We start from the raw sequence: 20,622 nt of genomic DNA, 5'->3' as shown, positions 1-20,622 counted from the left end.
CCGCAGGGCTGATCCATACTGACCAGACATGCCAGACGGAGACAGCGATGTCTGAATCGATGCAGGCCATGGTGATGGAAGGCGCCGGAAAGCCATTGATTTGGCGTGAAGTGCCCAGGCCCACACCTGGACCGGGCGAGGTCCGGATCGCCGTGTCCGTGTGTGGTGTGTGTCGTACCGACCTCCATATCGTGGACGGCGAACTGACCGCCCCGAAACCATCCCTCATTCCCGGTCACGAAATCGTAGGCATCGTCGAGTCGTGCGGCGAGGGCGTGACGACGCCCGCCCCGGGCGAGCACGTGGGCGTGCCGTGGCTCGGCTGGACATGCGGCGTCTGCCCGTACTGCCTGCACGGGCGCGAAAACCTGTGCGACCACCCTGCCTTCACCGGATACACGCGCGATGGCGGGTATGCGCAATACGTCGTCTGCGACGCGCGATACTGCCTGCCGATTCCGGCGCGGTACGACGATGCCCACGCGGCGCCCCTGCTCTGTGCCGGCCTGATCGGCTACCGCACGCTGCGCATGGCTGGCGATGCGCGCCGGATCGGCATCTACGGCTTTGGTGCTGCGGCCCACCTCATCACGCAGATTGCCGTGGCAGAGCAGCGCGAAGTCTTTGCCTTCACCCGGGCCGGCGACACTGCGGCTCAGCAACTTGCGCTGGACACCGGTGCCAGGTGGGCCGGTGCCAGCGACGGCCCTGCACCGGAGCCGCTCGACGCCGCGTTGATCTTCGCGCCCATCGGCGCGCTCGTGCCGCAGGCGCTGCAGGCCGTGGTCAAGGGCGGCTCGGTGGTCTGCGGTGGCATTCACATGAGCGACATCCCCGCGTTTCCGTACCGGTTGCTATGGGAAGAACGCAAGCTGGTCTCGGTGGCGAACCTGACGCGGGCGGATGGGCTCGCGCTCATGCGCATCGCAGCGGAAGTCCCCTTGCGGGTTCACGTCACGCCCTATCGGCTGCAAGACGCCAACACCGCCTTGGAAGACCTCCGCGCCGGGCGGGTGGCCGGCGCAGCCGTCCTGCAGGTGTCTTCGGAAAACATTTGACACGTATCAACAGCCCAGGCGCCACGCTGTCTACGCTGAATTACACGCGGTGCCCTACTGCGCAACGCCTTGGAGACCACCATGTATCAGCGAATCCTGCTCGCCATCGACGGCAGCCACGCGTCCTATCTCGCGCTGCACCAGGCTATTGTGGTCAGCAAGGCGACGGGCGCGGAAGTCGAGGCCCTATTCGTTGCCGATAGCAGCGACATCACCTTCGACATGGTTGGAGTTGACTCGATTGCCTACGCCAACCAGGTGGTCGGCTACGGCCGTGACACGCTTGCCGAGGTGTCGAAGAAGCTGGACGCGGCTGGCGTCAAGCATTCGACCAAATTGCTCGAAAACTCCATTGCGCCGGGGCAAATTTCCGCAACGATTGTCGGGGAAGCCAACGAGACCGGAGCCGACCTGATCGTGCTCGGCACGCATGGCCGGCGTGGGCTCAAGCATCTGGTGCTCGGCAGCGTGGCCGAGGGCGTGGTGCGCAAGACCAACAAGCCGGTACTGATGGTGCGTAGCGAGGTCGACGAGTAAGAGGCAGCGAGCAGCGCGGCCTACCGATCCTCTCCTGCGAGAGGGGCACACCCTGACGCCGCCCGCCTGGAAACCCCTGAGGGGCGGCGACGTCTTTTTGGAAACCGAGCCTGTCGCGCGGCGGCTAGTGCATTCAAGCGCACTCAATTCTCTGCCCCCCTCCCCGTCCGGACCGGCCCTCCGCCCGCCGGACCAAGCCGCGACAGTGCAAAACGCAGCCGCGCCGGAACGCGAGCCAATGGTGATGCGTTTTGACGACAGTGTTGCCGCGCTGAACGTGCACGTCTGGGTCACGACCGAGCACTTCTGCGACATGCTGGTGGCACTCGCCCAGCCAGTCCGCACCACCCTCGCAGATGCCCAGTGCGCTGCGCTCATGCGGGTTCGCGAGCTGAATATCGTGCAAGCCGCCGCCCAAAAAAACGAGGGCGGACGCATCTGTCAAGGCCGCAAAACCGCCCGGACCATGGCTGGATGAGGGTTGGGATTTTCTTGTGCATTCGCAAACGCATTGCATAGACTCACCTTTCAAGGCATCCCTATAGGCAATGCATCATGTGTCGCTGGCTGGCGTATTCAGGCAACCCCATTCAGATGGAGACAGTGCTGTTCCGGCCGCGGCACTCGTTGATCGACCAGAGTCTGCGCTCCCGCCTCGGCGGCGAGACGACCACCAACGGCGACGGTTTCGGCATCGGGTGGTACGGCCGCTACTCTGAAGTGCCCTTCCGATATCGTTGCCTGCACCCCGCGTGGAACGACACCAACCTGCGTGAAGCCGCTCGCGCCATCCGGTCTTCGATGTTCATTGCCCACGTGCGCGCGGCAACGGACACGCCCGCCCAAGAGACGAACTGCCATCCGTTCCGCTACGGCCGGTGGCTTTTTGCGCACAATGGGCTGATCCGCGAATATCCGTTGCTCCGCCGCGCGCTGATGATGGAAGTGGCGCCCGAGCTGTTTCGCTGGATCGAGGGTTCGACCGATTCCGAGATCATGTTTTTCCTGGCGCTCTCGTTCGGGCTGGACCGCGACCCACGCGGCGCCCTGGAACAGATGGTCGGGCTGATCGAAGACATCGGCCGCCGCCACGGCGTCGAATACCCATTGAACATGACGGTCTGTGCAACGGACGGCGTTCAGATTGTGGCCGCGCGCTATTCCAGCGAGGGCGAATCACGCTCCCTCTTTCACAGCACATCTTTCAAGCACCTGCACCAGCTCTATCCTGACAGCGCCGCAATTGAAGACGCAGGGGATGGGGCATTTCTTGTGCTGTCAGAGCCGCTTGTCGACCTGCCCGGCGCTTGGGCGGAGATCCCCGAAGAGACTGTCGTCATCGTCAAGGGCGGTGTGGTCGAACACCACCGTTTTGTGCCGCGCAAGCCCGGTCCCACGGGTTTTGACCTGCCCGCCAACCAAGCCACTTACGGACGCGAGGCAGGCTGATCGCGCTCCCGCCGGGGTGATACCAGCATCACCCCGTCCTTTTTTCCCCTCCGCTGAAACCTCCTGACAAAACGCTGTCAGGAGCCCTGCGTTACGCTCGCGTTCGCGTCATGTTTCGTAGGCGAACCGGATCTTCATAATCCGCTACAGTTTACGGCTCGAATTCTGATTGCCGGCGCGGCTGCCATTGGTTCACCCGCGCCGGCATTCCCCCTTACCTCCAAGCTCCAAGGAACGCCCTCCATGTCCTCCGGTGTCATTCGCCTGCGCGGAGCCCGTCAGCACAATCTCAAAAACCTCGATCTGGACCTGCGCACGGGCGAAATGACCGTCGTGACCGGCCCGTCGGGGTCCGGCAAATCCAGCCTCGTTTTCGACACGCTCTATGCCGAAGGCCAGCGCCGCTACGTCGAGACCTTCAGCGCCTATGCGCGCCAGTTCCTCGACCGCATGGACCGGCCGCAGGTCGAGCACGTTGAAGGCGTGCCGCCCGCCATCGCCATCGACCAGACCAACCCGGTGCGCAGCTCGCGCTCGACGGTCGGCACGATGACGGAGCTGAACGATCACCTGAAGCTGCTGTTTGCCCGCGCCGCACAACTGTTCGACCGCGACACCGCGCTGCCGGTGCGGCACGACACGCCGGAAACCATCTACGACGAGCTGCTCTCCCGCACGCGGGAGGGCGATCCGCGCCTGGTGGTGACGTTTCCCGTGGAGCTGCCGGCCAATACCAGCCCGGAAGAAGTCACGCAGTGGCTGTCGGTCAGCGGCTATACACGCGTGCAGGCCGAGCGCGTGGTCGAGTCTTCCACCGGCAAACGCAAGCTGCTCGACGTGGTGGCCGACCGCTTCCGCCTGCAGGGCACCGAGCGTGTCCGCGCGCTGGAGGCCATTGAGTCGTCGCTCAAGCGTGGCGGCGGCCGCGTGAGCGTGTATGTCTTGCCGGCCGACGAGGCGTCGCAACCCGTCATCTGGCGCTTTTCCACGGGCCTGCACTGCCCGGAAAGCGACCTGCGCTACGCAGACCCGCAACCCGCCCTTTTCTCGTTCAATTCCGCTTACGGCGCGTGCGATGCCTGCCGTGGTTTCGGCCGCGTGATCGGCGTCGATCTGGGGCTGGTGATTCCCGACGAGCGCAAGACCCTGCGCGACGGCGCCATCAAGCCGATGCAGACGCCGGCGTGGAAAGAGTGCCAGGACGATCTGATGCGCTACGCGGCCGCAGCCGACATCCCGCGCGGCACGCCGTGGGCAGAGATGACCGAAGCCCAGCGCAACTGGGTCATCAATGGAGACCCGGCCTTCAAACGTGGCGGCTGGAACAAGCAGTGGTACGGCGTGCGCCGCTTCTTCGACTACCTGGAGTCGAAGGCGTACAAGATGCACATCCGCGTGCTGCTCTCCAAGTACCGCAGCTACACGACGTGCGAAACCTGCGGCGGTGCGCGCCTGAAAACCGAGTCGATGCAGTGGCGCCTGGGCACCAAGGAAAACGCCGACGCCGTGCTCGCACCCGAACACCGCTTCATGCCGCGCGGCGTAGCCTGGAGCCGCGCCCAGCTCGAAGCCCTGCCCGGCCTGACCGTGCACGACCTGATGCTGCTGCCCATTGAGCGCATCCGCCGCTTCTTTGACGAACTGACGCTGCCCTCAACGCTGCTCGACGACGCGCTCAAGCTGCTGCTGGACGAGGTGCGCACGCGCCTGGCGTATCTGTGCGACGTCGGCATCGGTTATCTGACGCTCGACCGCCAGAGCCGCACGCTCTCTGGCGGCGAAGTGCAGCGGATCAACCTGACGACGGCGCTCGGCACATCGCTCGTCAACACGCTGTTCGTGCTGGACGAACCGAGCATCGGCCTGCACCCGCGCGATCTGGACCGCATTGTCCAAGCCATGCAACGCCTGCGCGACGCGGGCAATACGCTGGTGGTGGTTGAGCACGATCCGTCCGTGATGCTGGCTGCAGACCGCCTGATCGACATGGGGCCCGGCCCCGGCGAGCGTGGCGGCAACATCGTCTTCGACGGAACGCCGGCGGCCATCCGCCAGGCCGATACGCTCACGGGCGCCTATCTGTCCGGACAGCGGCGCGTGGCCGATGCAACCGATTGGCAAGCGCGCGCCGTCAACGACGCCACGCCGCGTCTGGTGCTGGAAGGTGCGGCCGAACACAACCTGCGCGATGTCACCGTCGACATTCCACTGCAGCGCCTGGTGTGCGTGACCGGCGTGTCCGGCTCGGGCAAATCGACGTTGATCCAGGACGTCCTGCACCCCGCGCTGGCACGCCACTTTGGCAAGGCTACCGAATCGCCAGGCGCATTCCGCGCCCTGCGCGGCGCCGATCAGATCAGCGACGTGGTGTTCGTCGATCAATCCCCGATCGGCAAGACCGCGCGCTCGAACCCGGCCAGCTACGTGGGCGCGTTCGATGAAATCCGCAAGCTGTTCGCCAAGGCGCCGATGGCGCTGCAGCGCGGCTACACGGCGGGCACCTTCAGCTTCAACTCGGGCGACGGCCGTTGCCCGACCTGCGGCGGCTCGGGTTTCGAGCACGTCGAGATGCAGTTCCTCTCCGACATCTACCTGCGCTGCCCGGATTGCGACGGCACGCGTTATCGCGCCGAAATCCTGGAAGTGAAGATCCCGCGCGCGGGGCGCTCGCTATCGGTGGCCGATGTGCTGGAGCTGACGGTAAGCGAAGCCGCCAGCATGTTCGCTGATGACGCCGACGTGCTGCGCGTGCTGCAACCCATCGTTGACGTGGGCCTGGAGTACGTGAAGCTGGGCCAGCCGGTGCCGACGCTCTCCGGCGGCGAGGCTCAACGCCTGAAGCTGGCGGGCTTCCTGGCCGAAGCGGCGCAAGCCGCCCAGGCGGCGGCTCGCAAGCGCGTCAAGCAGGATGTGCCCGCCAATGCCGGCCGCCTGTTCATGTTCGACGAACCGACCACGGGCCTGCACTTTGACGACATCGCCAAGCTGATGCGTGCCTTCGGCAAGCTGCTCGAAGCGGGGCATTCGCTGATCGTGATCGAGCACAACCTCGACGTGATCCGCGCGGCGGACTGGATCATCGATCTCGGTCCCGAGGGCGGCGACGCAGGCGGCCTGCTCGTGTGCGCCGGCACGCCCGCGCAGGTGAAGGGCTGCGCTGAATCGCACACCGGTGTGGCGCTCAAGCAGTACGAAGCCAGCATCGGCCAGCCGGAGGCAGCCGAAGGTGTGCCGTTGCAGACCGCGTTGGCTGAACGCCGCGCAAAACGCGCCGCCTTGGCCGAAGTCCAGGGCGAAAACGTGGTGCGCATCGTTCACGCACGCGAGCACAACCTGAAAGGCCTGAACGTCGATATTCCGCACGGTAAGTTCAACGTGGTGACGGGCGTGTCGGGCTCGGGCAAGTCGACACTGGCGTTCGACATCCTGTTCCACGAGGGGCAGCGCCGCTATCTGGAATCGCTCAACGCCTATGCACGCTCCATCGTGCAGCCGGCGGGGCGACCGGAAGTCGATGCGGTCTACGGCATTCCGCCCACGGTGGCCATTGAGCAGCGCCTGTCGCGTGGCGGCCGCAAGAGCACGGTGGCGACCACGTCCGAGGTGTGGCACTTCCTGCGTCTGCTGTATGTGAAGCTGGGCGTGCAGCACTGCATCCACGACGGCACGCCGGTATCAGCGCAAAGCCCGGAGGCGATCTTTGCCCAGCTCATGCGCGACCATCGCGGCCAGCACATTGGCCTGCTCGCGCCGTTGGTCGTGAACCGCAAGGGCGTCTATACCGACCTTGCCAAATGGGCCAAGGCGCGCGGCTATACACATCTGCGCGTCGATGGCGAATTCCTCAGCGTCGACCCATGGCCACGCCTGGATCGCTTCCGCGAGCACACGCTGGAACTGCCCGTGGGCGACATCGTTGTCTCGCCGGAAAACGAAGCCGCGCTGCGTGCATTGCTGGAGCAGGCGCTGGAATACGGCAAGGGCATCATGCACGTGCTCGCGCCGCTCGATGGCCTGCAGAACGCCATGCGCAACGGCGGCACGGCGCACGTCGGCAATGTGAAGGTGTTTTCGACCAAGCGCGCGTGCTCGACCTGCGGCACCAGCTACCCCGAGCTGGACCCGCGCATGTTCTCGTACAACAGCAAGCATGGCTGGTGCACGAGCTGCGTCGGTACCGGATTGGCGCTCACGCGCGAACAGCGTGCCGCGTTTGATGACACCGTGCTCGGCGGTGACGATCGCGGCCGCGAGCAGACGTTGCCGTCGGAGGAGGTCGATCCGGACGGCATGACCGACCTGCCCTGCCCGGATTGCCACGGCACGCGCCTGAATCCGACTGCGCGCGCTGTCACCTTTGCCGCCAAACCCATCGTCGACATTGCGCAGTGGACGGTCAGCCAGACCCGCCGCTGGGTCGAGGGCCTGGACCTGACAGGCCGCGATGCCGACATCGCCCGCGACGTGGTGGCCGAGATTCACAGCCGCCTGTCGTTCCTGGAAGAGGTCGGCCTGGGCTACCTGAGCCTGGACCGCGCCGCGCCGAGCCTGTCGGGCGGTGAAGCGCAGCGTATCCGCCTGGCTGCGCAACTCGGCAGCAACCTGCAAGGCGTCTGCTACGTGCTGGATGAGCCGACCATCGGCCTGCACCCGCGCGACAACCGGATCCTGCTCGACGCGCTGCGCAAGCTGGGCGACAAGGGCAACACGCTGGTGGTGGTTGAGCACGATGAAGACACCATCCGCCGGGCCGATCACATCATCGACATTGGCCCGGGCGCCGGCAAGCGCGGCGGCACGCTGGTTGCACAAGGCGGCGTGGCGGACCTGGCAGCCCAGCCGGATTCGCTCACCGGCCGGTTCCTGTCGCAGCCGATCGAGCATCCGCTGCAGCCGCGCCGTCAGGTGGTCGCACCGCGTGCTGGCGTGCAGGCGGTGCCCGAGCAATGGCTGACGGTGCATGGCGCCAAGCTGCACAACCTGCGCAACGTGACGGCGACGATGCCGCTGTCACGCCTGGTGGCCATTACAGGCGTATCGGGCTCCGGCAAATCGACGCTGGCTCGCGATGTTTTGATGACGAACCTGCTCGATGCGGTCGGCCGTTCGGTGCTGTCTTCGCCGGCCACGCGCCGCGCGCGCAAGGCCGCACAGGCCGAGACGCCTGAGGCGAAGATGCCGCGCAAGCTCGACGTGAAACACGACTGGCACGGCTGCGACAGCGTCACCGGCTGGGAAACCATCGACCGCGTGCTCGAAGTCGACCAGACCCCGATCGGCAAGACGCCGCGCTCCTGCCCGGCCACCTACATCGGCGTGTGGGACACCATCCGCAAGCTCTTTGCCGACACGCTCGAAGCCCGTGCGCGCGGCTATACCGCCTCGCGCTTCTCATTCAATACCGGCGACGGCCGCTGCCCCGCCTGCGAAGGTCAGGGCGTACGCACCATCGCCATGAGCTTCCTGCCCGACGTAAAGGTCGGCTGCGACGTCTGCCACGGCCAACGCTTCAACGCCGAGACGCTTGCCGTCACCTGGCGCGGCAAGAACATCGGCGATGTGCTCACCATGGAAATCGACGAAGCGGTCGAGTTCTTTGGCGCGATGAACAGCATCGCCCATCCGCTGCAACTGATGAAGGACGTCGGCCTCGGCTACCTGACGCTCGGCCAGCCTTCGCCCACGCTGTCCGGCGGCGAGGCGCAGCGCATCAAGCTCGTCACCGAGTTGTCCAAGGTGCGCGATGACCTGACCCGCCGTGGCCAGAAGGCACCCCACACGCTGTACGTGCTGGACGAGCCGACCGTGGGCCTGCACATGGCCGACGTGGCCAAGCTGATCCGGGTGCTGCATCGCCTGGCAGACGGCGGGCACAGCGTGATCGTGATCGAGCACGACCTCGACGTGATTGCCGAAGCGGACTGGATCCTCGATCTCGGCCCAGAAGGCGGTGACGAGGGCGGTACGATCGTGGCGGCGTGCGGGCCGGAGGCGTTGACGCGCGTAGCGGCCAGCCATACCGGCGCGGCTTTGGTGCCGGTGCTGGCGCGCGGCAAGCAGGTCGACCCAAGCAAGCAAGGCGAAACGGTCTAGCGTGGCGCGCGACGGTCTCCGGGCAGATGGAGACCGTCAGCGCGGTGCGCCGCTCGGTGTGGCGTGGGCAATTCTTTCGCTTTCCTGAGCAGACCGGCAAAAAAGCCTGCCCGAGCAGGGTTTGCCCTAAAGAACCGGGCTGCGCTGCCGTCACATTGTGGAGATTGTGAAGAAAGCGTTTGCGCGCGTCCGACCATGGCCACTTCGTCCACAAGCAACAACTACATTCCGCCGATCTCGGTTCCGGGCATCAGTACGAACATCGACGTCAACAGCCTTGTCACGAAGCTGATCCAGGCGGAAAGCAAGGGCATGACGCTGCGGCAGACGCAGCAGAAGGCTTTTCAGACGCAGTTGTCGGCGGTCGGCTCGCTCAAAAGCGCGTTGGCGACCTTCCAGACGGCGATGGCGGCCCTGAACAACCCCGACACGTTCACCGGCAACAAGGCCAGCGGGCACGACACGTCAATCCTCACGGCTTCGCTGTCCAACACGGCGCCCGCCGGCACGTATCAAGTCAACGTGACGCAGCTTGCGCAGGCGCAGGTGCTGTCGGCCAACGGGCAGGCATCCAGCAAGACGTCCATTGGCGGCGGCACGCCCACCACCCTCACGTTTTCATTCGGTAGCGTCTCGGGCGGCAGCTTTGCCAACGGCAAATACACCGGCGCCACGTTCACGCAAAACGGCAACCAGGCCGGCGGCTCGATCACCATCGACCCATCGAACAACACGCTCGCCGGCATCCGCGACGCCATCAACAGCGCCAACGTGGGCGTCTCGGCCAGCATCGTCAACGACGGCAGCAATTCGCCCTATCGGCTGGTGCTGACGTCCACCGCAGGCGGCGCCAATTCGGAGATGAAGATTTCCGTCTCCGGCGACCCTGCTCTGCAATCGCTGCTGAGCCACGACCCGGCCGGCACGCAGAACATGACCGAGGTCGCCACGGGCCGCAACGCCATGGCCACCGTCAACGGCATCAGCGTGCAGAGCGCCACCAACACGCTGACGGACGTGGTGGACGGAACGTCGTTCACGCTGGCCAAGACGGGCAGCACGACCGTCACGGTCGGCAGCGACGCCGGCCAGGCCAGCCAGTCGGTGCTCAACTTCGTCAAGGCGTACAACGCGCTGCGCATCCAGCTCAACGCGCTGACCAAGTTCGACACGGCCAACGCCGCCAACAACGGCGCGCTGGCGGGCGACGTCAGCACCAAGATGATGATCAACCAGCTGACCGACGTGCTGGGCCAGGGCATCGGCAACGGCGCGTTCCAGTCGCTCGGCAGCATTGGCGTGACGATGGACAAGGAAGGCACGCTGTCGATTGACGACCCCAAGCTGACCGCCGCGCTGAAGAAATCGCCCGGCCAAGTGGCGGCGCTGTTTGCCGGCACGGGCACGGCAACGGATTCGCTGCTGAAGGTCTCGTCGTTTTCAACGACCACGCAGGCCGGCAGCTATGCCGTCAACGTCACGCAACTGGCCACGCAGGGCGCATTGAAAGGCTCGGCGGCCGCCAACGCGACCATCCAGAGCGGCGTGAACGACAGCCTGTCGGTCACGCTCAGCGGCATCACGACCAACATCAAGGTGCCGGCGGGCAGCTACACCCCGTCGAGCCTGGCCGCGCAGATCCAGAGTCAGATCAACGCATCGCCTGACCTGCAGAGAGCGAAGGTGGAAATCGCCATCGGCGCCGATGCCAACGGCGTGCTGACGTTGACCGACAAGCAATACGGATCGGTATCCACGGTGTCTGTGTCGGGCAATGGCGCAGCGTCGCTGCTCGGCGGCAGCCCGACGGCCACCGGCGGGCGCGATGTGCAAGGCACCATCAACGGCGCTGCCGCCACGGGTTCGGGCCAGAACCTGTACGGCGCCAGCGGCTCCGCAGTAGATGGCCTGACGGTGCAAGTCACGGGCGGTGCGTTGGGCGATCGCGGCACCGTCACCGTGCAGCGCGGCTACGCGGCGCAACTGCACACCGTGTCGGGCAACTTGTTGTCGAGCAACGGCATGGTGCAGAACGCCACCGACGCCATCAACAGCTCCATCACCTCGATCGGCAACCAGATCGACCGGATGCAGAAGCAGCTCGATGCCAAGCAGGCGCTGTATTACGCGCAGTTCAATGCGCTGTCGAAGGTGGTGGCCAGCATGACGAACACCGGCAACTACCTGACGACGCAGCTGGCGCTATTGCAGAAGCAGCGGACGGCGGGCTGATCGCGCTGACCGCACCTTGAGTGCGCATCCGCCGCAGCCATTTGCCTGGTTACTGCTGCGGCTTTCCCCACAACGGATTCTTGTTGTCCGAACCCAGCACCTGGGCGAGTACTTCGGCATCGCCGTCACGTGCTGACGGAGCGCTCTTACGCGCGCGGGCGACCTTGGCTCGCTTACCGTGCTTCTTGGCGTGCACGGTTTTCTTGATTCCGCTTTGCGGGGCATTGCCCGGGGCCGGCACGGTGGAGGTGTGCTGGGCGCAGATGCCTGCGCTCATCCAGGCGGTGGTCAGGAGGGCTGCGGCGAGTTTGTATTGCAGGTTCATGTGAGAGAGTTGACTGACTTAGGAAGTGGAAATGCGAGCGCATGAGGCATACCGTGTCACCGCGCGCGAGTGACCTGCAAGCATCCGCGCCCGACCATCATTTCGCGCCAGTCTTCGCGGGCGGCGAGATGGGCTGATCACCGGATGTCTCGTCCGGGTTGTGGTAGCTGGTGTCAACGCTGTAGCCCTGAGCCTTCAGCTTTTGCTCGGAGCTGGCACGCTCGGCACGCATCTGGCGTTGCAGGCCGGGAAAGAGGTCGCGCCAGTGTGGGCGGTCCTGCTCATTGAACGCATTGCGCCAGAAGTTGGCGTACCGGCCAGACAATCAAGATCAAGGCGCTCAACGCGACCAAGCGCGATCTGACGAAGGACTTCAAGACTGCCATCGAGTTTGACCAGAGCGCGCTGTTCAAGAAGGTCTACGAAGAAGAGTTCGGCACCTTTGGCGGTGCACCGTTTGGCGCGCTGATTGGCGACTATGAGGTCACGCGTCAGCCGGAAGACATGTACTTCATCGAGCAGATGGCGCACGTGGCAGCGGCTTCGCATGCGCCGTTCATTGCGTCGTCGTCGCCTGAGCTGCTGGGCCTGGAATCGTTTGCCGACCTGGGCAAGCCGCGTGACCTGGCCAAGGTGTTCGACACGGTTGAATACGCCAAGTGGAAGTCGTTCCGCGATTCGGAAGATTCGCGCTACGTGGGTCTGACCTTGCCGCGCTTCCTCGGCCGTCTGCCGTACAACCCGAAGGACGGCACCGTGGTCGAGAGCTTCAACTTTGTTGAGGACGTGGACGGCACCGATCACAGCAAGTACCTGTGGTGCAACGCCGCCTGGGCGTTCGGCGCGCGCCTGACGGCAGCGTTTGACGACTTCGGTTGGTGTGCTGCCATCCGCGGTGTGGAAGGTGGCGGCCTGGTCGAAGACCTGCCGACGCACACCTTCAAGACCGATGACGGCGAAATCGCACTCAAGTGCCCGACCGAGATCGCCATCACCGACCGCCGCGAGAAGGAACTGAGCGACCTCGGCTTCATTCCGCTCGTGCATTGCAAGAACACGGACTACGCCGCGTTCTTCGCTGCACAGTCGGCGCAGAAGGCCAAGAAGTATGACTCCGACAGCGCAAACGCCAATGCGGTCCTGTCTGCGCAGCTGCAGTACATCTTTTCGGTATCGCGCGTGGCGCACTACCTGAAGGCGATGATGCGCGACAAGATCGGTAGCTTTGCCTCGGCCAAGAACGTTGAGACGTTCCTGAACCGCTGGATTTCGCAGTACGTGCTGCTGGACGACAACGCCACGCAAGAACAGAAGGCGCAATTCCCGCTGCGCGAGGCGTCGATCCAGGTGGCGGAAGTGCCGGGCAAGCCGGGCACATACCGCTCGGTGGCGTTCCTGCGGCCGCATTTCCAGCTCGATGAACTGTCGATCTCGCTGCGTTTGGTGGCGGATCTGCCGAAGTCGGCCAACTCGTAATTCCTGACCGGACTCTCCCCGGGGGGGAATGTTCGGGCATAACCACCCGTTACGCTCGTTACCCGTTGCAGTACCAACAACCAATCTATTGAAGAGGGTCTCTGTATGAAGGATATCTACGTCAAGTTCGACAGCCCGGCAATCAAGGGGGAGTCGCAAGACAAGGATCACAAGGACTGGATCGAAATCAACAGCTGGTCGCAGGCAATCAGCCAACCGCGTTCGGCCACGGCTTCGACCGCCGGCGGCCACACGGCTGAGCGTTGCGAGCACCGCGACATGGTCTTCACGAAGGATCTGGACGTCGTCAGCCCGCTGCTGTACCAGCACGCTTCGGGCGGCACGACCTTTGGTGAAGTGACCATCGAGTTCTTCCGCGCAGACGGCGAAGGCAACCGCGTGAAGTACCTCGAAGTCAAGCTGAAGAACGCCATCCTGAGCGAAGTCGATTCGCAAGTGGTCGCCCAGGGCATTCCGACCGACACCTTCAGCCTGCGCTACGCCGCAGTGCAGTGGAAGTACACGCAGCAGAAGAGCGCCGGCGGCCAAGGCGGCAATCATTGGTTGTCACGGCGGGCACTTGAACGTGCCCTGCTGCGACACCAGCGTGCAAAGTGATATGAGCAAGAGAGGCCTTTCGCGATTACTGGGGCTCTTCTGCATCGCAGTCGCCATTGCAGGCTGCACGCCAGACGATCCGCGCCCTAACACCAACGTGACAGCACTTTCGCAGCACATCCACCTCAGCATGCCTCCCGCGGCTGCCCGCTTCGAGATAGCCATCCTTCCAGAGCGCAACGACGAAGGCGTACCAGGGCCGACGGACTACGTTGCCCTGATCGCTGCGATCCGGCCACAGGGCCCCGACAACGCGATCATCGCGAATCAGCCCCGCATTGGTGAAGCGGCCGCAGTTCCGGAAGCGTTCCTGCGTGCCTGGCTTTCCGAGGCAGAGAAAGACGCATTGCAACGAGCAGCCGCGCCAGGCGGTACGGCGTACAACATCAGCGCGTTGACGAGCCAGGCCGCCAAACGCGCGATCGCAGTCCCCCTGAATGCCGGCGAGTGGGTCTTATACATCGAGTACGTCGCGCCATAGCCGTCAGCCCTTCAAGGGGCGATCAACTACTCCCCCGCAGCGGGCGCCAACACCTCCCGCTGCCCATTGCGCCCCATCGGCGACACCAGCCCAGCCGCTTCCATCTGCTCAATCAACCGAGCCGCACGGTTGTAACCAATGCGCAGTTGCCGCTGCACGGAAGAAATCGACGCGCGCCGCGTATTCAGCACAAACGCGGCGGCTTCGTCGTAGAGCGGATCGGCTTCTGCGTCTGCGCTTTCGCCTCCGAACAAATCCCCGCTCGCGGCAGCTTCGGCTGGATCGCCGGCGAGGATGGCCTCGTCGTACTCGGGTTCACCAAATTGTTTCCAGTGTTCGACCACGCGGTGCACCTCTTCGTCGGCGACGAACGCGCCGTGCACGCGTTGCGGATAGCCGGTGCCCGGTGGCAAGAACAGCATGTCGCCCTGGCCAAGCAGCGATTCGGCGCCCATCTGATCGAGAATCGTGCGCGAGTCGATCTTGGATGACACCTGGAACGCCACACGCGTGGGAATGTTCGCCTTGATAAGGCCGGTGATGACGTCTACCGACGGCCGCTGCGTCGCCAGAATCAGGTGGATGCCGGCGGCGCGGGCCTTCTGTGCGAGGCGCGCGATCAGTTCTTCGATCTTCTTGCCGGCCACCATCATCAGGTCGGCCAACTCGTCGATGACGACCACGATCAGCGGCAGCGTCGAGAGCGGCTCGGGCGCATCGGGCGTGAGCGAGAACGGGTTCGGCACCTTGCGGCCGGCCTGTTCCGCGGCCCGGATTTTCTGGTTGTAGCCGGCCAGGTTGCGCACACCCAGGGCCGACATCAGGCGGTAGCGCTTTTCCATTTCACCCACGCACCAGTTGAGCGCGTGCGCGGCCTGCTTCATGTCCGTCACGACCGGCGCCAGCAGATGCGGAATGCCCTCGTACACCGAGAGCTCCAGCATCTTCGGGTCGATCATGATCATGCGTACGTCGTCGGGCGTGGCCTTGTACAGCATCGACAGGATCATCGCGTTGACAGCCACCGATTTGCCCGAGCCGGTCGTGCCGGCCACGAGCAGGTGCGGTGCGCGCGCGAGATCGGTCACCACCGGGTTGCCGGTGATGTCCTTGCCCATGGCCAGCACGAGGTGCGACGCGTGCGACTGGAAATCCGCCGCGTTCACCACTTCCGACAAGCGGATCATTTCGCGCTTGACGTTGGGCAATTCCAGGCCCATACACGTCTTGCCGGGAATCGTCTCGACCACGCGGATGGACGTCACGCCCAGCGCGCGTGCCAGATCCTTCATCAGCCCGACGACTTGCGCGCCGCGCACGCCGATCGCGGGGTCGACCTCGAAACGCGTGATGACCGGGCCGGCCGAGGCGCCAACGACCGTCACCGGTACCTTGAACTCCGCCAAGCGCTGGGCGATCAGGTTGCTGGTCTCTTCCAGATGTTCGGCGGAGACCGCTTCAGCGCTGGTTGATGCGGCGGTCAGCAATGCGGCGCCCGGCAAGCGGTAGTCGACGATGCGCGGTGCAGCAGGAGCCGGAACAGGAGCCGGCGCGGGTGCTGGCACGGGTACTGCGGCGACTGCCGGTGCCGCACGTGACACCACCTCCCCCACCACGGCAGGCAAGACGATGCGCGGCTTGGGCGTGGGCAATGCAGGTGCTGCTTCGGGCCGCGCGACCGGCTCGATAACCGGCGTGGCGGGCAGCACTTCCGCCTTGGGCAGTGCTTCGACAATCAGAGCGGCTTCAGCTTCAACTACCGGCTCGGCAACCTCCGGCTCGGGCATCGTCGCTACGGCGGGCGCCATCAGCCCGCGCAGTTCGGCCAGGAGCGCTTCCGCCTCCTGACGTACAGCATCCAGGTCGACGGTCTGGGTTTCTGCAACGGCGGCTTGCGCGTCCACCAGCTCCGGCACCGTGGATTCGGCCGGGACAACCCGCTCGCTTGGCGGCGTAGCCTGCGTCTCAGGTGCCGCTGGTGCTGGTGCCTTTGTCTGCAGACCCAGTTGTGGTTGATGGAACGGGCTGCTGACGATGGTGGCACGCGGCTTTGGGCGTGCTGGAAGCGCTTGCGGCGGAATGGCTGCTGCGGCAGGCGGCGCCGTCTTCGCGCTTGCGGGCGCGTCTGCCGGCGCGCCCTTCTTTGCGTCGAGCAGCGGCCAGATCTCGCCCGGCTGCGGCGGTGACGGGCGCGTGCGCGGGGGTGGCTGCCATGCGGGCTGCCGTCGCGCAGAAACGGCTTCGATGCCACGGTGACGCACGGCCGGCTGCGCGGGGCCGGTGTTACCGCTCCAACGCGCCTCCCCTGCTCCGCCGAGGCCGAGCGCGGTCGGCTTCAAGCCGTCGTCAACGGGCTCATCGTGGCGTGTGTCCGGCTCGGAAGACGCCTCGGTATCAGCAGTGCGGTGGCGGTTGAACACTTGACCCCACGATCGCCCGAACACCATGGGCGCGACCCAGATCAGCACACCGAGCATCAGCAGGAACGCGCCCGTCCAGCCCAGCATGTGCGAGAACAGCGACGATACTGCGCGCCCGGCAGCACCTCCGGCCTTGTCCTGCGGATCGGCGCCAGAGGTCAGGGCTTCAAGCGCGGCGCTGGCGCTCAGGGCGACGAGCGTCACCAGCCAGAGCCGCACGGTGCCCCGGCCTTTCAGAAAATCCCGCTCCCCCGCCAGCGCGCGCGTTACGTACCGCCACACCAACGGCAGCAGCCACACGGTGGAAATGCCAAACCAGCCAAGCACCATTTCAAACGCCATCTACAAATGCCAGGCCGCGATTGTAGCGGGGCGCGCCACCGTCATGAGAATCGCCCGACCGAAAAACACCCGGCCGGGCTTACTGACAACACGATTCAGCGCAGCGTGCCCGATGCAGTGGCCCGTGTGCTTGCGCTGCACGCGGCCGTGCTGTTCTCGGTGGTCGCGGCCGGGGTGGGCGCCTATATCGGCTCGCTGGCGGGTGCGATGCTCGCCACCCGCGACGAGCCCAATCCCGCGCAGCCGCCTGACGCCACCCTGCGCACGCGCCATTCCGGCGTGCTGCTGGCGGCGCGCGTGACACCCGAGCGCGAGGCCGAAGCCGCGCGCATTCTGGCCAGCGCCGGCGGGATGGATGTCGAAGAAGCCGCAGGCCGCTGGCGCAACGGCGAGTGGGTCGACTTCGACCCGCTCAGCCCTGCCAAGCTCAATCCGAAGATTGCTCAGCGGGCTGCGTGATCGACGTTGGCGACAAGAGAAATCAAACCGCCGTACTGGGCGCCGTTCCGCCTCGCTGCACTGGCACCGGACGCGCCTGGTTGTCGTTGAGCATGGTCCACACGAGGATGGCCGCCACGATGTCGAACACGGCCAGCGCCACGAACAGCGGGTTGTAGCCGATGGTCGTTGCCAGCGTGCCGACCGCCAGCGAGAAGAGCATGCCGCCCAGGTAGCCCGACATGCCTGCCAGCCCCACGGCCGTGCCGACCTCATGCTTGCCGAACATGTCAGACGTGAGCGTGTAGAGCGCGCCAGAGAGCGTCTGGTGCGCAAAGCCACCCACGCAAAACAGCGCAATCGCCGTGTAGGGGCTCGTCGCCAGACCAATGCAAGCCGGGCCGATCATGCACAGACAGCCCGTCACCATCACCAGCTTGCGAGACGTCACGAGCGATACCGAGAAGCGCTTCTGGAACCACGGCGCCAGATAGCCACCGAGCACGCAGCCCACGTCTGCCGCCAGGAACGGCAGCCAAGCAAACAGGGCGATCTCTTTCAGGTTCATATGGCGCTCGGTGGCCATATAAAGCGGAATCCAATAATTGAACGTCTGCCACGCCGGCTCCGACAGAAAGCGCGGGATGGCGATGCCCCAGAACCGGCGGCCACTGACGATCTTGCCCCACGAGGGCTTGGGCGCATTCGCGTGGTCGTCCGAGGTTTCCTGGCCGGCGCGGATGTAATCGCGCTCCTCTTCCGACAAGCGGTGATGTTTGGCCGGCACGCGATACAGCAGGAACCACAGCACGCTCCACACCAACCCGATCCCGCCGATCACGACAAAGGCAAAGCGCCAGTTGCCGTGCAAGATGCACCAGACCACCAGCGGAGGCGCCACCACCGCGCCCACGGAGGAGCCAATGTTGAACCAGCCGGTTGCAATCGACCGCTCCTTGGCTGGGAACCACTCCGCCGTTGCCCGCAGCGCCGAAGGAAAACCTGCTGCTTCCGTCATCCCGAGCATCGCGCGGAACGCGGCCAGCGACAGCCAGCTTCCCGCCGTACTGTGCAGCAGGCAGACCACCGACCACGCCGCCGCAAACAGCGCAAAACCCAGCTTGGTGCCCAGCACGTCAAGGACGTAACCCGCCACTGGCTGCATCACCATGTAGGCCGCCTGGAATGCCGCAACGATGTAGCCGTACTGCTGCGTGCTGATGTTCAGCACCTTGTTCACTTCGGGCGCCGCCACGGCCAGCGCATTGCGGGCCAGGTAGTTCATGATCAGGCCGCTGAGTACCAGGACGATGATCCACCAGCGCAAGCCTTTGATGGGTTTCATGTGTTGTCTCCTAAGAGCCCCGGTGTGTTCTTGTGTGCGGGGCGTATTGCAGGTTCAAAGGTGCAAGACGGGTTCCGGCAATCCGGTCACGCCCGGGCGCACGGCAAACGTGGCGCCCGAGAGCGGGTCGTCGCCGATCAGGATCGACGTAACGAACAGGGTATCCAGCCCAGGCCCGCCGAACGCGCACATGGCAGGTTTGGACGTGGGAATGGCGATGCTCCGATCGAGACGACCGTCCGGCGTGAAGCGATGCACAAACCCCGCATCGTTACCGCAGATCCAGTAGCAGCCGTCGGCATCCACCGCGGCGCCATCGGGGCGGCCCGGGTGCGCATTCATGTCGATGAAGACGCGGCGGTTGTGCGGCGTGCCGCTGTCAACGTCGTAGTCGAAGGCCCAGATGGTCTGGCGGCTTGCGTGCGAATCCGACAGATACATCGTCTTGCCGTCGGGGCTGAAGGCCAGGCCGTTCGGCACGATCAGATCGTCGATGACGGCATCGACACGCCCGGCGCGAGCGGCCTCCGCGTCAAAGCGACACAGCTTGCCGAGCGGCAGGCCTAGCGAGGTGTCAAACACCATCGTGCCAGCCCACAAACGGCCCTGGCGGTCGCAGCGGCCGTCGTTGAAGCGCATGTCGGGGCGCGAGTGCGCCACCGTGGCGAGACGCTGCAGCGGGCCAAGCTCGGCGCCGGCGCGGGGCTGTGGTGCGAGGAAGATACCCGTCTCCATGGCCATCGCCCAACCGTTGGACGTCATGGCAATACAGCCGGCCATCTCAGGCAGCGCCCAGCTGTTGGTCTGGCCGGAGAAGAAGTTCCAGCGCCACAGCCTGCGGCCCGGAATGTCCGTCCAGTACAGCGCCTGCTCGCCGGCGTGCCAGATGGGGCTTTCGCCCACACCGCATTGCATGCTGCCAACGCGCTCGACAGTCGGCTCTACATTCACTTGCATTGCGTCAGTCTCCGAACGGGCCGGCTTTGACAAACGCTCCGCCCTGGTACTGCGCAGCCGGGTCATCGGCGGGCAGCGGCGGTTGTGCTTCGACCTGTGTGCGGAAGATCTCGCTCGTCTCCGTAGGTGTGTAGCCAAGGTGCGCGGCGTGGCGGTTGTCCCACCAGCGGTCGCGATTGTTCGACATGCCGTACACCACGGTAAAACCCACGCTCGGCACGAACAAGGCGCGGCGGATAAGCTGCTCCAGGTCGTCGTAGCCGAGCCAGGTGACGAGCATGCGGCGGTCCTTCGCTTCTGCAAACGAAGAGCCGATGCGGATGGCCACCGTTTCGATGCCGTAGCGATCGAAATAGAAACTGGCCAGCTGCTCGCCAAACACCTTGCTCAGCCCGTAGTAGCCATCGGGCTTGGTGGGCGAGGTGCTGTCGATCACCTCGCCCTGCTTGTAGAAACCGATGGTGTGGTTCGAGCTGGCGAACACGATGCGGCGCACGCCATGACGACGGGCAGCTTCGTACAGGTTGTAGGTCCCTGCGATGTTGGCCGGCAAGATCTCTTCAAACGGCCGCTCGACCGACACGCCGCCAAGATGCACGATCGCATCCGTACCGGCGACAAGCGCATCGACGGCCTTCGCATCCGCCAGGTCACACGGTGCGAGCTCCTCGCCGGTGCGCGCTTCGCCAAGATTTGATATATCAGACAAGCGCAAAAAATCGGCGTATTTGGGCAGACGCTCGCGCAGCACCTTGCCGAGGTTGCCGCCTGCGCCAGTGAGCAGCAGGCGGTGGCAACGCGTGGTCACACCCGCGAGCGGGTCGGGTTGAACGTGTACTTCAGTGGTCATA

15 protein-coding genes and 1 pseudogene are annotated in these 20,622 nt (G+C 65.0%); 10 read left to right on the top strand and 6 right to left on the bottom strand.

Annotation, left to right across the window (positions count from 1 at the left end):
• Nucleotides 1-47: 47 nt before the first annotated feature.
• The 6 genes from DOD19_RS20790 (at nucleotide 48) to fliD (ending at nucleotide 11,369) form a co-directional block, all read left to right on the top strand.
• Nucleotides 48-1,058, top strand: a complete 1,011-nt coding sequence (locus DOD19_RS20790; protein WP_112187786.1) for a zinc-dependent alcohol dehydrogenase family protein — start codon at nucleotides 48-50, stop codon at nucleotides 1,056-1,058.
• A gap of 81 nt (nucleotides 1,059-1,139) precedes the next feature.
• Nucleotides 1,140-1,595, top strand: a complete 456-nt coding sequence (locus tag DOD19_RS20785) for a universal stress protein (RefSeq protein WP_024978950.1) — start codon at nucleotides 1,140-1,142, stop codon at nucleotides 1,593-1,595.
• 238 nt (nucleotides 1,596-1,833) lie between these two features.
• Entirely contained in the window at nucleotides 1,834-2,073 is a 240-nt protein-coding gene (locus DOD19_RS20780; RefSeq protein WP_112187784.1) for a hypothetical protein, read from the top strand.
• 77 nt (nucleotides 2,074-2,150) lie between these two features.
• On the top strand, nucleotides 2,151-3,044 hold the full coding sequence (locus DOD19_RS20775; protein WP_024978952.1) for a class II glutamine amidotransferase: 894 nt from the start codon (nucleotides 2,151-2,153) through the stop codon (nucleotides 3,042-3,044).
• A 243-nt stretch (nucleotides 3,045-3,287) separates the two neighbouring features.
• A complete protein-coding gene (gene uvrA / locus DOD19_RS20770; protein ID WP_112187782.1) occupies nucleotides 3,288-9,137 on the top strand; it encodes an excinuclease ABC subunit UvrA in 5,850 nt (1,949 codons plus the stop codon).
• 195 nt (nucleotides 9,138-9,332) lie between these two features.
• Entirely contained in the window at nucleotides 9,333-11,369 is a 2,037-nt protein-coding gene (gene fliD, locus DOD19_RS20765; RefSeq protein ID WP_112187780.1) for a flagellar filament capping protein FliD, read from the top strand.
• 49 nt (nucleotides 11,370-11,418) lie between these two features.
• On the opposite strand, the gene DOD19_RS20760 is transcribed toward fliD, so the two are convergent.
• Both DOD19_RS20760 and DOD19_RS27570 read right to left on the bottom strand, forming a co-directional pair.
• On the bottom strand, nucleotides 11,419-11,694 hold the full coding sequence (locus DOD19_RS20760; protein WP_112187778.1) for a hypothetical protein: 276 nt from the start codon (nucleotides 11,692-11,694) through the stop codon (nucleotides 11,419-11,421).
• A 97-nt stretch (nucleotides 11,695-11,791) separates the two neighbouring features.
• Nucleotides 11,792-12,019 (bottom strand): hypothetical protein, encoded by a 228-nt coding sequence (locus DOD19_RS27570; protein ID WP_162634417.1) that lies wholly within the window; start codon nucleotides 12,017-12,019, stop codon nucleotides 11,792-11,794.
• On the opposite strand from DOD19_RS27570, the pseudogene tssC reads away from it, so the two are divergent.
• The 3 genes and pseudogenes from tssC to DOD19_RS20740 all read left to right on the top strand — a co-directional run.
• Nucleotides 12,007-13,170, top strand: a pseudogene (gene tssC, locus DOD19_RS20750) (type VI secretion system contractile sheath large subunit); the annotation flags it as partial. The gene DOD19_RS27570 and the pseudogene tssC overlap by 13 nt on opposite strands.
• A gap of 105 nt (nucleotides 13,171-13,275) precedes the next feature.
• Nucleotides 13,276-13,788: an Hcp family type VI secretion system effector gene (locus DOD19_RS20745; RefSeq protein ID WP_112187774.1), complete on the top strand. Its 513-nt coding sequence runs from the start codon at nucleotides 13,276-13,278 to the stop codon at nucleotides 13,786-13,788.
• 1 nt (nucleotide 13,789) lies between these two features.
• Complete coding sequence (locus DOD19_RS20740) at nucleotides 13,790-14,269, top strand: hypothetical protein (protein ID WP_112187772.1); 480 nt, start codon at nucleotides 13,790-13,792, stop codon at nucleotides 14,267-14,269.
• Between the two features lie 26 nt (nucleotides 14,270-14,295).
• Here the strand turns inward: DOD19_RS20740 and DOD19_RS20735 are convergent, their stop codons facing one another.
• Nucleotides 14,296-17,031 carry a DNA translocase FtsK 4TM domain-containing protein gene (locus DOD19_RS20735; RefSeq protein ID WP_112187770.1) on the bottom strand — a complete coding sequence of 912 codons (2,736 nt, stop codon included), beginning with the start codon at nucleotides 17,029-17,031 and terminating at the stop codon, nucleotides 14,296-14,298.
• 105 nt (nucleotides 17,032-17,136) lie between these two features.
• Between DOD19_RS20735 and DOD19_RS20730 the strand changes: the two genes are divergently transcribed.
• A complete protein-coding gene (locus DOD19_RS20730; protein WP_162634415.1) occupies nucleotides 17,137-17,490 on the top strand; it encodes a hypothetical protein in 354 nt (117 codons plus the stop codon).
• A gap of 22 nt (nucleotides 17,491-17,512) precedes the next feature.
• On the opposite strand, the gene DOD19_RS20725 is transcribed toward DOD19_RS20730, so the two are convergent.
• Genes DOD19_RS20725 through DOD19_RS20715 form a run of 3 tightly spaced genes read right to left on the bottom strand, consistent with a single transcriptional unit; the run spans nucleotide 17,513 to nucleotide 20,621 of the window.
• Nucleotides 17,513-18,814 (bottom strand): MFS transporter, encoded by a 1,302-nt coding sequence (locus tag DOD19_RS20725; RefSeq protein ID WP_024978993.1) that lies wholly within the window; start codon nucleotides 18,812-18,814, stop codon nucleotides 17,513-17,515.
• Nucleotides 18,815-18,868: 54 nt separating this feature from the next.
• Complete coding sequence (locus tag DOD19_RS20720; RefSeq protein ID WP_112187765.1) at nucleotides 18,869-19,771, bottom strand: SMP-30/gluconolactonase/LRE family protein; 903 nt, start codon at nucleotides 19,769-19,771, stop codon at nucleotides 18,869-18,871.
• A gap of 4 nt (nucleotides 19,772-19,775) precedes the next feature.
• Nucleotides 19,776-20,621, bottom strand: coding sequence for an NAD(P)-dependent oxidoreductase (locus DOD19_RS20715; RefSeq protein WP_024978995.1), 846 nt, complete (start codon nucleotides 20,619-20,621; stop codon nucleotides 19,776-19,778).
• Between the last annotated feature and the right edge of the window lies 1 nt (nucleotide 20,622).

It is taken from the genome of Ralstonia sp. GX3-BWBA (genome assembly GCF_003290055.1).
Lineage (GTDB): Bacteria > Pseudomonadota > Gammaproteobacteria > Burkholderiales > Burkholderiaceae > Ralstonia > Ralstonia holmesii.
Note: the sequence above shows the minus strand (reverse complement) of the source record. Positions and strands in the feature narration are given on the sequence as shown.